This is a genomic window from Corynebacterium sp. LK33, assembly GCF_014334955.1.
GTDB classification, from domain to species: Bacteria; Actinomycetota; Actinomycetes; order Mycobacteriales; family Mycobacteriaceae; genus Corynebacterium; species Corynebacterium jeikeium_D.
Map to the genome: position 1 here is coordinate 88,255 of NZ_PDGU01000024.1, position 13,878 is coordinate 102,132.

At 59.9% G+C, this 13,878-nt stretch carries 10 protein-coding genes; all 10 read left to right on the forward strand.

The genetic code is table 11. The annotated features are described in order from the left end of the window. Positions 1 to 427 precede the first annotated feature (427 nt). The 10 genes from CRD20_RS07630 to CRD20_RS07675 all read left to right on the forward strand — a co-directional run bounded on the left by CRD20_RS07630 (position 428) and on the right by CRD20_RS07675 (position 13,874). The gene (locus CRD20_RS07630; RefSeq protein WP_255468778.1) at positions 428 to 2,254 is read left to right on the forward strand and encodes a DUF6350 family protein; all 1,827 of its coding nucleotides are present in this window, start codon (positions 428 to 430) and stop codon (positions 2,252 to 2,254) included. Between the two features lie 57 nt (positions 2,255 to 2,311). Beyond that, a complete protein-coding gene (gene purN, locus CRD20_RS07635) occupies positions 2,312 to 2,965 on the forward strand; it encodes a phosphoribosylglycinamide formyltransferase (protein WP_187405182.1) in 654 nt (217 codons plus the stop codon). Further along, positions 2,962 to 4,509, forward strand: a complete 1,548-nt coding sequence (gene purH, locus CRD20_RS07640; protein ID WP_070642922.1) for a bifunctional phosphoribosylaminoimidazolecarboxamide formyltransferase/IMP cyclohydrolase — start codon at positions 2,962 to 2,964, stop codon at positions 4,507 to 4,509. The genes purN and purH overlap by 4 nt, the downstream gene beginning before the upstream one ends. A 199-nt stretch (positions 4,510 to 4,708) precedes the next feature. Beyond that, complete coding sequence (locus tag CRD20_RS07645) at positions 4,709 to 5,302, forward strand: TetR/AcrR family transcriptional regulator (protein ID WP_070642923.1); 594 nt, start codon at positions 4,709 to 4,711, stop codon at positions 5,300 to 5,302. A gap of 307 nt (positions 5,303 to 5,609) precedes the next feature. Then, positions 5,610 to 7,190 carry a carboxyl transferase domain-containing protein gene (locus CRD20_RS07650; protein WP_187405183.1) on the forward strand — a complete coding sequence of 527 codons (1,581 nt, stop codon included), beginning with the start codon at positions 5,610 to 5,612 and terminating at the stop codon, positions 7,188 to 7,190. A 53-nt stretch (positions 7,191 to 7,243) separates the two neighbouring features. Then, positions 7,244 to 9,337 carry a biotin carboxylase N-terminal domain-containing protein gene (locus tag CRD20_RS07655; protein ID WP_187405184.1) on the forward strand — a complete coding sequence of 698 codons (2,094 nt, stop codon included), beginning with the start codon at positions 7,244 to 7,246 and terminating at the stop codon, positions 9,335 to 9,337. Positions 9,338 to 9,416: 79 nt separating this feature from the next. Next, positions 9,417 to 10,586: an acyl-CoA dehydrogenase family protein gene (locus CRD20_RS07660; RefSeq protein ID WP_187405185.1), complete on the forward strand. Its 1,170-nt coding sequence runs from the start codon at positions 9,417 to 9,419 to the stop codon at positions 10,584 to 10,586. A 2-nt stretch (positions 10,587 to 10,588) separates the two neighbouring features. Further along, positions 10,589 to 11,131 carry a MaoC family dehydratase gene (locus CRD20_RS07665; protein WP_187405186.1) on the forward strand — a complete coding sequence of 181 codons (543 nt, stop codon included), beginning with the start codon at positions 10,589 to 10,591 and terminating at the stop codon, positions 11,129 to 11,131. A 7-nt stretch (positions 11,132 to 11,138) separates the two neighbouring features. Then, a complete protein-coding gene (locus CRD20_RS07670; RefSeq protein WP_187405187.1) occupies positions 11,139 to 12,017 on the forward strand; it encodes a CoA ester lyase in 879 nt (292 codons plus the stop codon). A 102-nt stretch (positions 12,018 to 12,119) separates the two neighbouring features. Then, the gene (locus CRD20_RS07675; protein WP_101687782.1) at positions 12,120 to 13,874 is read left to right on the forward strand and encodes an AMP-binding protein; all 1,755 of its coding nucleotides are present in this window, start codon (positions 12,120 to 12,122) and stop codon (positions 13,872 to 13,874) included. Positions 13,875 to 13,878 lie beyond the last annotated feature (4 nt).

Here is a 13,878-nt window from a genome sequence, read left to right on the forward strand (position 1 = left end):
CTGATTCGTCAGTTTCAGTTCAATAGAGCCGTGCTGTGGCCATAGTGCTGTTGTCTTCTACCGCGGGTTCGTCGAAGCGCAACCGGCCTGTTTCCAGGGGGTTTATGCCGGATGCCCCTTAATCGAGGGGGTGTGCAGGGAAATTGGCAAGGAGTCTCCGCGCGAACTAGGGGTGTGTCCGCGGGGGTGACAAAAGGTAACCCGTTGGCGTTGACAAATGGAAACCAAAGGTGAAGCCACTTTGGGGGGATGGCAAAAGGGGTATCGGACTCGACGGATAGCGTCCGTCCTGAGAATCCACACTTTCAAACGAGACTCTGCAATGCCTGAGCAAACAGGCGTTGTATATATGGCACTATATGGCCATGGCTGTGACGCACAGGTGCGCGCCACCTTATCCATATAGGTAGGGAGTCAGCCGTCAACGATGAGACGCAGGAAGGACGATGCCACTGTGAAAGGCGCGGATTCGCGGAGAGGTTCCTCCGGTAGCGATCGAAATCGGCGAAGCCGCACCGGTGCCGGTGGTAGCAGCGGCAGCTCCCGCGGCGTCCGCAGCGAGCACAGCGAACGCACCACCCGCGCATGGCAGAATACGCAAGCGGGTCAAACAGGGGGCGCGCGCAGCGAAGGGGCTGGCTCAAATCGAGGTACCGCTACGAAGATGAAGGCGGGGGCCTCCGGGACGTCGTCACGCATGGGGCGGTTCTCGGGTTTCCGTCGCCTCATTAACTCGCCTCGTGCGCGCCGGTTTGGGCTGTCTGTTGCCGGTTCTTACGGCGTCGTATTGCTGTTCATCATCTCGGTAGCTCTGATTGGCGTCATCGTGAGCGGCGCTGGAATGTCTCCGCTTCCAGCGAGTATCGCATCGATGTGGATGATCTTTAACCTCGCACCGTTCCGCTTTAACGGCACGACGCTGGGGCTCACACCAGCACTGCCTGCGGTGCTGATGGTGTTGTTCATCGCCTGGCGTGTACGCCGCGAAGTTGCTGACCGCATCAGCATCAAGGACGTGCGCGCGCTGGTCGGCGCGTATCTGGGTACGCCCATTGTGCTCACCATCATCGCGTGGCTCATGCTTTACGACGCGTCGAAGGTGTTTCCCCGCATTCAAACCCCCAGTTTCGGCCTTGCGATTGCAGCCGCGCTGCTCGTAAATCTCGTGGCCTTGGTGCTGGGAATGGGGCAGCGGTTGCTGCGCGCACTACTGCTGCGCCGGAAGCTGCCGGAGTGGTTGCTCGCGTCGGCGCGACTGGCGGGCAGCTACGTGGCATGGCTGTGGCTGGTCGGTGTTGTGGTGACCCTCGTTTCGCTGATTTGGCATCGAGGGTTGCTGGCAGAGACATTTGCAATCACGGATACGGCCGGTGAAAGTGTTGCGGTCAGCGGTCTCTCGCTGCTCTACCTGCCAAATGTGGCCTTCGGTGCTGTCGGTGTGCTGGTGGGCGGAAAATCGACCTTTGGGCCTGCGGAGGCTGGGCTGTTCGCAGTGCACCCGGCTCAGCTGCCACCCCTGCCGATTCTGGCTGCCATGCCTCAGTCGCTGGCGCACTGGGCTTTCGGAGTGCTGATTGTGGTACCGCCAGCCGTTGCAGCTTGGCGCGTCGTGGCATTCCTGAAGAAATCTGCACCGAAGCAGCCCTACCTGGTCGTCGTTCTCGCTGCCGTGTGGTCGATCATGTTCCTCATGGGGCTGGCTTGGCTGCTCGGCGGTGAGGTTGGCATCTTTGGGTGGGCCGGTGCCTCCTGGTGGCTGACCGGACTGCTCGGCTCAATGTGGCTGGTTGTTCCGGGGGCCATCGTGGTTGTTGCGATGACCGGTGTGCCGTCACTGGGTAGGGACAAGGGCGTCTCGGAAGTGGCCGCTGAGAAGTTCCCGCCGAAGCCTGCAGAGGATAGGAACGGTCATGCTGAGGCTGAGGATGCCGGAGATGCCGACAAGTCTGACAATGACGCGGACGGTTCGGAAGAGTCGGAGGAGTCGGAGGAGATTGTCGACGGGGAAGTCGTAGCAACCTCCGAAGACGAAGCCGAGTCCGACACAGAGGAGCAATCAGGGGCCGGTGCAGATTCTGAAGACACTTCAGAAGGCGCTGAGGAATCAGACGACTCTGAAGAGGATTCGGAAAGCGCCGCAGGCGGAGAAGAACCGAGCGAAGTAGATGCGACCGACGAGGACGAATCCGATGAGGACACCGAAGACTCGGAGGAGGGCGGCGACGGGGAACCGTCGTCAAGCCAAAAGAGCTAAGCCAACTTAGGGGGAGCGGAATTTGGGGTCTCTGTCGGGCTGGGTAAGCTAAACGCCGTGACTGAAGCACAGCCCGTCGCAGAAATTTCGCACAATAATTCCTCCAGCAAGCAGCTCCGCATCGTAGTCCTGGCCTCTGGCCTGGGCTCCCTTTTGCAGTCGATGCTGGAACTGCTCGACGCTGAAAAGGTTCAGATTGTCGCGGTTGGTTCGGACAAGGATTGTCCGGCGCTGGAGAGGGCTCAAAACCTCAATATCCCAACTTTTCAGGTGCCTTTCGATGCTGAGGCAAAGAAGGACCGAGAAGGTTGGGATATTCGTGTTTTAGAGGCCATGAACAGTTTTTCGCCGGATATCGTTGTCTCGGCGGGTTTCATGCGCATTCTGGGGCCTTCCTTTGTAGAGGCCTACAGCAATCGCATCATTAATACGCACCCAGCGCTGCTGCCGTCCTTCCCAGGGGCGCGTGCGGTACCGGATGCACTTGACTATGGGGTGAAGGTCACCGGCACGACCGTGCATATCGTTGATAATGGAGTGGACACCGGGCCGATTCTGGCGCAGCAGCCAGTGGCCGTCGAGGACGGCGACACGGTGGAGACCCTGCACGAACGAATCAAGGTTGTCGAACGCCGACTCCTGGTTGATGTATTGCACTCGATTGCCGATCACGGAATTGAGCGTGACGGACGAAAGGCTTATCTGAAATGACCAACGACAACACGCAGCGTAAACCAATCAAGCGCGCTCTGATTAGCGTCTACGACAAGACTGGGCTCGAGGAGCTGGCTCGTGACCTGCACGAGGCTGGCGTGGAAATCGTTTCCACCGGTTCCACGGCTGGCAAGATTGCTGCAGCTGGCGTGCCGGTGACCCCGGTTGAGGATCTCACTGGTTTCCCGGAGTGTCTCGAGGGCCGTGTGAAGACGCTGCACCCGCGTGTTCACGCCGGCATTCTGGCTGATACTCGCAAGGAAGACCACCTGGCTCAGCTGAAGGAGCTCGGCGTGGAGGCTTTCCAGCTCGTTGTCGTTAACCTGTACCCGTTCCGTGAGACCGTTGCCTCGGGCGCTTCCTACGACGAGTGCGTGGAGCAGATCGACATCGGAGGCCCGTCGATGGTTCGCGCTGCGGCGAAGAACCACCCGTCGGTCGCTATCGTGGTCGACCCGGCTCGCTACGGCGATGTCGCTACCGCCGTGAAGGAAGGCGGCTTCACCCTGGAGCAGCGCCGTGAGTTCGCTCGTGACGCATTCCTGCACACCGCCGATTACGACGCAGCTGTGTCCAACTGGTTTGTTGAGCAGCTCGGTGGCGCTGAGGGGGCCGCCCCGACTCCGCTCCGCTACGGCGAGAACTCTCATCAGTCGGCAACTCTGACCCGCATTGGTACCAAGGGGCTGGCTAACGCCAAACAGCTGAACGGCAAGGAGATGTCGTACAACAACTACCAGGATGCCGACGCCGCATGGCGTGCCGCCTGGGATCATGAGCGTCCGTGTGTGGCAATCATCAAGCACGCTAACCCGTGCGGTATCGCAGTTTCGGATGAGTCCATCGCCGCAGCTCACCGCGCAGCTCACGCATGTGACCCGATGTCCGCATTCGGTGGTGTCATCGCCGTCAACCGCGAGGTCTCCGTTGAGATGGCCGAGCAGGTCAAGGACATCTTCACCGAGGTCATCGTCGCTCCGTCCTACGAAGACGGTGCCGTTGAGGTACTGAAGGCCAAGAAGAACCTGCGCATTCTTGTCGCCGAGTACGAAGCACCGACCGCAGAGAACAAGTTCATCTCGGGCGGCCTGCTCACCCAGGAGCCGGATACTTACCAGGCAGAGGGCGATAAGCCGGAGAACTGGGAGCTGGCCACCGGCGAGGCATTGAATGTCGAAGAGCTGGCTGAGCTCGAATTCGCATGGCGCTCCGTCCGCGCTGTGAAGTCCAACGCCATTCTGCTGTCCAAGAACAACGCCACCGTCGGCGTCGGCATGGGCCAGGTCAACCGTGTGGACTCCGCAAAGCTCGCCGTTGAGCGCGCAAATACGCTTGCCGACGGAGAAAACCGTACCCAGGGGGCCTACGCTGCATCCGATGCCTTCTTCCCGTTCGCAGACGGCCTGCAGGTCCTGATTGATGCCGGTGTGAAGGCAGTTGTCCAGCCAGGTGGCTCTATCCGTGACGAAGAGGTCATCGCTGCTGCCAAGGAAGCTGGCGTCACTATGTACATGACTGGTACTCGCCACTTCTTCCACTAATTCCTTATTGGGTTAAGGGCTAACCGCCGAGGTGCTAACTGTCACCTCGGCGGTTTTTCTCTAATCGGAAGTGAGCGGAGATAGAGCCGAGGATGCGTGTCTGTTGTCGAGCCGTGGTCTATGTGAACACTCGCTGAGGGCGGGCGCTGGTGAGAATTATGCAGACGAAATGGCTCCAATGCGTTTAACATAAGGGCTTATGTCACGTAGAACCGAAGCGCGACGGCGTCGAGAAGCAGAGATTCTCTCCGCTGCTGCTGCGATCCTGGCCGACCGGGGGTTTCATCAGACTCGGTTGGAGGATGTTGGCTCCGCCGTCGGCATTTCTGGCCCAGCTCTTTACCGCTACTTCAGCGGCAAGGAAGAGTTGTTGGCGCAGATCCTCATCGATATTTCTATCCGGCTTGTCGATGGTGCGCGAGCAGTTCTCGATCGAGCAAAGAGCAATGATTGGGGTCCAGAGGAGACTCTTCGGGCACTCCTTTCGCATCACGTGCATTTTGCCGTCACGGAGCCGGATCGCATTCGCGTCCAAGAGCGCGAAGGGGGAAATCTGGCGCCAGAGCAGAGCGCAAAAGTGCGTTCCTTGCAGCGTCTTTACATGGTCTTATGGGTGGATGCTCTGCGTGAACTGCAGCCCGAACTGACCTCCGATGAGGCGCAGCTTAAAGTCCAGCTCACCGCTGGGTTGATTAATTCTTCCAGGCACGTGCTCAAATGGGCGGGCCCCGAGGCGACAAGGGAAAATGCCTTTGAGATGGCCCTCGCTGCGCTGGGCATTAACAACCAATAATCCGCATTCATTCTTCTGCCGTCTGGCCTCACTGTGCTCAGCAGTGTGGGGGTCAGGCGGTTTTATTGTGCGGCGCGGGCGGTCTTATCCGAGTGAATTTACCCCCGAAACAGATTTCTAGGAGAAACTTACATCTCTGCTGGAAATATGTCGTGACCTCGGGGAGGTGTGCGTACTTCAAGCCGTCTAAAAGGCTCTCGGGGGTGGAAGCGTGGTCTAGGAAACAAAATTTGTTGTGAGGTGACTGGGGTCACATTAATCTTTCCGTCAAGAAAGTTAATAGTCATTAACGGAAAGTATTTCGCCCATGACTCACGCCCCAGCATTGACCAACCGACAGCGCCACGAAGAACTCGTTGCAGAGCTCAAAGAGCTGCTCAGCACAACAGCACGCGGTGGTTCCGAACGTGCCCGTGCTCGCCATATTTCCCGAGGTAAGCTGCTGCCACGTCAGCGCATCAATCAACTGCTTGATCCCGGCAGTCCTTTCCTTGAGGTCGCACCATTAGCGGCCCACGAAATGTATGGAGGCAAGGTTCCGGCTGCTGGCGTCATCGCCGGCATTGGCATCATCGAAGGTCGTCGCTGCCTGGTTGTCGCCAATGACGCAACCGTTTCCGGCGGTACGTACTACCCGTTGACTGTCAAGAAGCACCTGCGCGCACAGGAGATTGCCGGCCTTAACCACCTGCCGTGCATTTACTTGGTCGACTCCGGCGGGGCCATGCTTCTCAACCAGGATGAAGTTTTCCCTGATCGCGATCATTTCGGTCGCATTTTCTACAACCAGGCCAACCTCTCCGCTCGCGGCATTCCGCAGATTGCCGCCGTGATGGGGTCCTGTACCGCCGGTGGCGCCTACGTTCCGGCAATGAGCGATGAAGCGGTCATTGTGAAAAATCAGGGCACTATCTTCCTGGCCGGCCCGCCGCTGGTGAAGGCTGCAACTGGTGAAGATGTCACACCAGAGGAACTCGGCGGTGGCGAACTGCACTCCAAGACCTCTGGAGTTACTGACCACCTTGCGGTTAACGATGCCGACGCACTGCGTCGCGTCCGCGATATCGTCGCAACGCTTCCCAAAGATCCGGAAGCTCCGTGGGATACAGAACCCACCGTCGCGCCGACTCGCAACCAGACCGATCTTTACGATGTCGTCCCCGTCGATGCCAAAGTGCCTTACGACGTCCACGAGGTCATCGAAATTATCGTGGATGGGGGACAGTATCAGGAGTTCAAGGCCGAATTCGGTACCACTCTGGTCACTGCTTTCGCCCGTATCCACGGTCACCGCGTCGGCATTATCGCCAATAACGGCATTCTCTTTGCGGAATCGGCGCAGAAGGGTGCGCACTTCATTGAGCTGTGTGACCAACGCGGCATCCCACTGGTTTTTCTGCAGAACACCACGGGTTTCATGGTTGGTCGCGAATACGAGGCCGGTGGCATCGCAAAGCACGGGGCCAAGATGGTCAACGCTGTCGCCACCACCCGTGTGCCCAAGTTCACCGTTGTTATCGGTGGTGCCTTCGGTGCAGGTAACTACTCCATGTGCGGCCGTGCGTACTCGCCGCGGTTCCTGTGGATGTGGCCGAATGCACGCATCTCCGTCATGGGCGGCCCACAGGCGGCAATGACGTTGTCGACCGTCCGTCGCAATCAGATCGAGCGTGCAGGCAAGAACTGGTCACAGGAGGAGCAGGAGGAGTTCGAAGCTCCGATTCGCAGCCAGTTTGAACGCCAGTCGCACTGCTATTACTCGTCGGCTCGCCTGTGGGATGACGGTGTCATCGACCCCGCAGATACCCGCCGAATTCTTGGCATGGCCCTCGATGTGGCAAGTGGCGCACCCCTGGATGAACAGGGCTTCGGCGTCTTCCGCATGTAGCAACCCGCTAAAACTCTCGACACCGCATTTTCTGGAAAGGAAACACAGGGCACATGACAGCGCACAACACGCAGCCCCACGCAGCTGGCGGCAGCCTGAGTACCGTATTGGTCGCAAACCGCGGGGAGATTGCCTGCCGCATTATCCGAACCCTTCGTGACAACGGAATTCGCTCCGTCGCGGTCTACTCGGATGCCGATGCCGACGCCCCTCATGTCCGCATGGCGGATATGGCCATCCACATTGGCCCATCTCCGGCACGCGAGTCCTACCTGGTTATCGACAAGATCATCGACGCTGCTCGCCGCTGCGACGCAGACGGAATCCACCCCGGCTACGGCTTTCTGTCTGAAAACGCAGACTTCGCGACCGCCTGTGAGGAAGCCGGTATTGAATTCATTGGTCCACCGGCCAGCGCCATTAACACCATGGGTGACAAAATCTCCGCCCGCGCTGCCGTTGAAGCCCGCGATGTTCCCACAGTTCCGGGCCTGTCTCGCCCAGGGCTTAGCGACGAGGACCTCATTGAGGCAGCCCCATCGATTGGCTTTCCGGTACTGATTAAGCCGTCGGCAGGCGGTGGCGGTAAGGGTATGCACCGCGTGGAAGACGCTGCTGACTTGCCGGCGGCGCTCGCAACGGCTCGTCGTGAAGCGGCGGGTGCCTTCGGCGATGACTCCCTGTTCATCGAGCACTTCGTCGACACCCCGCGACACATCGAGGTGCAGATCCTCGCAGATAAGCACGGCAATGTAATCCACCTAGGCGAGCGTGAGTGCTCGCTGCAGCGACGCCATCAGAAGGTCATCGAGGAAGCGCCGAGCCCGCTGCTGGATGAGGAAACGCGCAGTGCAATTGGTGAAGCGGCCTGTGACGCGGCCCGCTCGGTTGGCTACGTCGGCGCGGGCACGGTGGAGTTTATTGTGCCGGCGAAGGACCCGTCGTCGTTCTTCTTTATGGAGATGAACACGCGCCTGCAGGTCGAGCATCCAGTAACTGAGCAGGTCACCGGCCTGGATTTAGTGGCGCTGCAGGTCGACATTGCCTCGGGACGCTCACTGCCGGTTGCTCAGGAAGATGTAACTCTCACCGGTCACTCGATTGAAGCTCGCGTGTATGCCGAAGACCCAGCGGCGGGATTCCTGCCCACCGGTGGCACGGTCACACGTGTCGTCGAGCCGAGCGGGACGGGAATCCGGGTGGATTCCGGCATTGTCGACGGTTCCGAGGTCTCATCCCTCTATGACCCGATGTTGATGAAGATTATCTCCCATGGGGAAAACCGTGAGCAGGCGCTCGAGCGGCTGGACCGGGCGCTCGGAGACACCGTTGTCGCAGGTGTCGGAGTCAATATCGATTTTTGTCGCTACCTGCTGAACGTCCCCGAAGTTCGCGCCGGCGATCTTGATACCGGTCTGCTCGACCGTGTGGCGGAAGGCTTCGCCACCTCCGAAACACCGGACGATGTCTACCTCGCCGCTGCGATGGACTGGCTGACTTCTCGCTTTGAAGAGGCCACCGACTCGCCGTGGCTGACCCCGGACGGCTGGCGCGCCAGTACCCCTGCCGCGCAGCGCATCCGCTTCGGAACGGGGGAGGACTCGCGTCTGATCTCGATTGTGGGCACGCCGTCGAGCGCCGACGTCATCGTTGGTGATGTGGTCGCGGGCCTGTCCGCCGAGGCGGAGAACGAAGAGATCGACGTTCCAGAACCGCGAAACTACAAGGTTTCGGTCTACCGCGACGGGGAACACCTGCGCATCGTCCGCGACGGTGTCGCACAGCACTTCCTGGTCGAGACCATCGACAATGCGGGGGCTGCGAACCATGAAGAATACGTCGTCGCCGGCGCTCACGGCACGTGGGTGCTGCCTCGCACCGAGGTAGTCACCACCGGAGCCGAAGCCGATGCCGGAGGCTCGGGAGTCATCCAAGCTCCGATGCCCGGCGCGATTATCGCGTTGGCGGTGGAGGAGGGAACCCGCGTCGAAGTTGGTGATGCTCTGTTGGTCATGGAGGCCATGAAGATGGAGCACACTCTCACCGCTGAAATTGCGGGTGAGGTCAGCTTCACCGTCGCGCCGGGCGATCAGGTCACCGGTGACCAGCAGCTGGCGGTCATCACTGTGGCCGAAGCCGAGGAATAAAAACCCACACGAAACGCACCAACCAGGTCTAACGCCAATCAAGTCCCACACCTACAAAATCTTTTAAGGAGCACTCATCATGTCCGAAAGCACCAAGATTGCAACCGCCATCCTCGACGACGAATACGTGGAACTGCAGAAAGTAGTTCGCGAATTTGCCAACGAAGTTGTCGACCCGGTTTCCGCCGAGCACGACCGCAACCACACTTTCCCGTACGAGATTGTCTCGCAGATGGGCGAAATGGGCCTGTTCGGTCTGCCATTCCCTGAGGAAGTCGGTGGCATGGGCGGTGACTACCTGTCCTTCGGTATCGCCCTGGAGGAGCTGGCTAAAGTCGATCAGTCGGTCGCTATCACCCTGGAAGCCGGCGTTGGTTTGGGCGCCATGCCAATCTTCCACTTCGGCAATGACAAGCAGAAGGAGACCTACCTGCCCGAGCTGACTGCTGGTAAGAAGCTCGCTGGCTTTGGTCTCACCGAGCCGGATGCAGGTTCCGACGCCGGCGCCACCCGCACCACAGCCCGTGAAGACGGCGATGATTTCGTCATCAACGGCGCCAAGCAGTTCATCACCAACTCCGGCACGGATATTACTTCGCTGGTTACTGTCACCGCAGTCACCGGCCAGAAGGAAGATGGCAAGAAGGAGATTTCTACCATCATCGTGCCGAGTGGCACGGAGGGCTTTGTCGCGGAACCAGCTTACGACAAGGTCGGTTGGAATGCCTCCGACACCCACCCACTGACCTTCACCGCTGTTCGCGTCCCGCAGGAGAACCTGCTGGGCACCCGTGGTCGCGGCTTCGCTAACTTCCTGTCCATCTTGGCCGAGGGGCGTGTCGCAATCGCAGCGCTTGCCACCGGTGCTGCGCAGGGTTGTGTTGATGAGTCGGTCCGCCACGCCAAGGAGCGCCACTCCATGGGCCGTGCGATTGGTGAGTACCAGGCCGTTTCCTTCAAGATCGCACGAATGGAAGCGCGTGCGCATGCCGCACGTATGGCGTGGTACGACGCAGCCGCAAAGATGGCCGCGGGCGCAGAGTTCCGTCGTGAAGCGTACATCGCCAAGATGATTGCCTCGGAGGCTGCGATGGACAACGCGCGCGACGCGACGCAGATTTTCGGCGGCTACGGATTCATGAACGAGTACCGCGTGGCACGCCACTACCGCGACTCCAAGATCCTGGAGATCGGCGAGGGCACCACAGAAGTGCAGCTCATGCTGATCGCACGTGGATTGGGGCTTTAAAAATGTCTGACAACAACGCAACCGAGGCCACCCACGACGTCGTCCAGCGCGGACTGTGGTTCGAAGAGTACGAGGTCGGCGCGCGTTACCTGCACCGTCCGGGGCGAACCGTAACTGAAACCGATGACGTCCTCTTCACGACGCTGACCATGAACACCCAGCCACTGCATCTGGATGCGCACTGGTCGAGCCAGCAGCCGGGATTCGGAGGCGAGCGCCTGGTCAATTCTATGTGGACGCTGTCGACGGTTGTCGGGCTGTCTGTCGGGCAGCTCACGCTCGGCACCATCGTCGCCAACCTCGGCTTTACCGAAGTGGCGTTTCCCGCACCGATGTTCCACGGCGACACCCTGTACGCAGAGACCGTCTGCCGTAACAAGCGCCTGTCCAAGTCCCGCCCCAACCAGGGCATTGTCGAGCTCGAGCACATCGGACGCAATCAGAACGGCACTGTCGTCTGCCGCGCAGTCCGTTCCACGCTCGTCCAATGCGCACCGACTTCGCTTAACGACGGCTCCGAGAACGCAGCTTCAGCGGGGAAGTGAGTGGCTCATGTCTACGCATAACTCCTGGCAGCCGCTGGGCCCTGCAATTCTGTTTGCGCCAGCCGACCGGCCGGAACGGTTCGCTAAAGCTGCTGACCGTGCCGACATGGTGATCCTGGACCTGGAGGACGGCTGTCGCGCTGAAAACCGTGAGGCTGCCCGCGAGGCTATCGTCTCCTGTGACCTCGATCCGGCCCGCACCATTGTGCGTGTCAATCCACCGGAGGTTGAGGACTACGCAGCGGATATTGACATGCTGCGTGGCACCGCTTTCCGCCAGGTGATGCTGCCCAAGGCCTCCTCGGCGCAGCAAGTGGATGAGTTGGTAGCGGCACTGGGGGAGAAGACCCAGATCATTGCCCTCATCGAAACTCCGCTTGGGGTCATGCGCGCCGAAGAGCTGGCGCAGGCCGATGGCGTCGTTGCGCTGTTCTGGGGCGCAGAGGACCTGGTGGCGGGCTTGGCGGGAACGTCATCACGCTTTAGCGAAGCAGAGGCTGCACTCGCGCCGGGCCGTATCCATGCGGGCAGCTACCGCAGTGTGGCGGCACATACCCGCAGCCACGTTCACCTGGCGGCAGCGGCGCACGGTAAGGCCAGTCTGGATTCCATCTACGTCAATATCTCCGACACGGATGGGCTAGCTGCGGAGGCAGCCGATGCCGCTGCGTTGGGATACGCTGCCACCGTCTGTATTCACCCAGGTCAGGTCCCGACAATCCGCCAGGCTTATCGCCCTAGCGACGAGGAGATTGACTGGGCGCGTCGGCTCTTGGCGGAAGCGGAAAAGAACACCGGTGCCTTCAGCTTTGACGGCCAGATGGTGGATGCGCCGCTCTTCCGCCAAGCAGAAGCCATTGCTCGGCGAGCCGCTGTAACCGGTTAGTCCCACAGCCGGTAATGACTACTGATTTATCCCCCTAAAGAACACATTTCCCCTAACGCACTCCGCACTATGCGGAGTCACTTAAACCAAGGAGATCTCCCCATGACCGCGACATTGAAGAACCACGCAGAACAGCGCACTGCTGATCCTTCGAAGCTGCCGGAGGGCTTCACCACTGTGCCGGCACCATACGGCAAGGATGTTGTCGATGCTGATGGCAACAAGATGAGCCACGTGTTCGGCGCCGGTGTCGAGCAAGGTGCCGCTCCACTTCGCGATGAGACTCTCGGTGAGAACCTGCGTGCGATTGTGGAGAAATTCCCGTCCCGCGACGCCGTCGTTGACGTCTACGCGGATGTCTCCTTTACCTTTGAGCGTTTCTACAACCGAGTTCTGCGTCTGGCCAGCGCTTTCATCCGTGAGGGCTACCGTCCAGGAGATCGTATCGGCATTTGGTCCACCAACCGCTGGGAGTGGACCGTGGTGCAGTACGCCTGCCACCACATCGGCTTGGTGCTGGTCAACATCAACCCGGCTTACCGCCAGCACGAGCTGAACTACGTGTTGGAAAAGGCAGGTGTGCGTATGGTGTTTGCCGCCCGCCGCTACAAGGACTCCGATTACCGAACCATGCTGATCGAGGCCTCCAAGCAGCGCGGTGTGCGCCTGGACAAGGTCATCTACTTCGGCTCCTCCGAGTGGTACGAGCACATGCACAGCGAAATCGATGACCTGAGCGAGTACACCTCCCAGCTGAAGCCGGATGATCCGATCAACATCCAGTTCACCTCGGGCACGACAGGCTTTCCCAAGGGCGCTACGCTGACGCACCGCAACCTGCTGAACAATGGTTACTTCATCGGCGAGCTGTTGGGCTACACCGAGGCCGACCGCATCTGTGTGCCGGTGCCGTTCTTCCACACCTTCGGCATGGTGATCGGCACGTTTGCGGCCTTCACCCACGGTGCCGCCATTGTCATTCCAGCGCCGTCGTTTAAGGCGCGCGAAACTCTCAAGGCTGTGCACTCGGCTAAGGCCACTAGCCTCTACGGCGTGCCGACGATGTTCATCAATGAGCTTGAAGAAGCCCACGACCAGGAGGAATACGGCTCCCCTTACGACCTGTCGCTGCTGCGCACAGGTGTGATGGCAGGTACCTCGTGCCCGTCGAAGACCATGCGTGATGTGATGGACAAGCTCAATATGCGTGAGATTGCCATCTGTTACGGCATGACCGAGACTTCGCCGGTGTCCTTCCAGACCCGCGCTGATTCCCCGCTGGAAAAGCGCGTCAACACCGTCGGGCAGATCATGCCGCACCTGGAAGCCCGCATCATCTGTGAAGAAACCGGCGAGACGCTGCCGCGAGGCGAACAGGGCGAGGTCGTCGTCCGTGGATACTCCGTGATGAAGGAGTACTGGGAGCACCCGGAAAAGACCTCCGAGGCCATCGATGCCGACGGTTGGATGCACACCGGCGACTTGGGTGTGCTTGACGACGAGGGCTACCTGTCCATCACCGGGCGTATCAAGGACATGCTCATCCGCGGTGGTGAGAACATCTACCCGCGCGAGATTGAAGAGTTCCTGTTCACGCACCCGGCTGTCGTCGATGCGCAGGTCATCGGTGTTCCGGATGACAAGTACGGCGAAGAGATTATGGCGTGGGTAATTCTGCACGACGATGTGGAAGACCTCACCGCTGACGATGTGGCGGCCTTTGCCCACGGCAAGCTGTCGCGTCACAAGATTCCGCGCTACGTCCACGTCGTCGAGGAGTTCCCGATGACCGCGTCGGGCAAGGTCCGCAAGGTCGAGATGCGTGAGATGGCTCCGCGAATCCTGGGCTGGGTGTAGAACA

What these genes read in the sequence shown, in the direction of transcription:
- CRD20_RS07630 (WP_255468778.1), top strand. Translation starts at nt 428, where the DNA reads ATGAGACGCAGGAAGGACGATGCCACTGTGAAAGGCGCGGATTCGCGG.
- purH (WP_070642922.1), top strand. Translation starts at nt 2,962, where the DNA reads ATGACCAACGACAACACGCAGCGTAAACCAATCAAGCGCGCTCTGATT.
- CRD20_RS07645 (WP_070642923.1), top strand. Translation starts at nt 4,709, where the DNA reads ATGTCACGTAGAACCGAAGCGCGACGGCGTCGAGAAGCAGAGATTCTC.
- CRD20_RS07650 (WP_187405183.1), top strand. Translation starts at nt 5,610, where the DNA reads ATGACTCACGCCCCAGCATTGACCAACCGACAGCGCCACGAAGAACTC.
- CRD20_RS07655 (WP_187405184.1), top strand. Translation starts at nt 7,244, where the DNA reads ATGACAGCGCACAACACGCAGCCCCACGCAGCTGGCGGCAGCCTGAGT.
- CRD20_RS07660 (WP_187405185.1), top strand. Translation starts at nt 9,417, where the DNA reads ATGTCCGAAAGCACCAAGATTGCAACCGCCATCCTCGACGACGAATAC.
- CRD20_RS07665 (WP_187405186.1), top strand. Translation starts at nt 10,589, where the DNA reads ATGTCTGACAACAACGCAACCGAGGCCACCCACGACGTCGTCCAGCGC.
- CRD20_RS07670 (WP_187405187.1), top strand. Translation starts at nt 11,139, where the DNA reads ATGTCTACGCATAACTCCTGGCAGCCGCTGGGCCCTGCAATTCTGTTT.
- CRD20_RS07675 (WP_101687782.1), top strand. Translation starts at nt 12,120, where the DNA reads ATGACCGCGACATTGAAGAACCACGCAGAACAGCGCACTGCTGATCCT.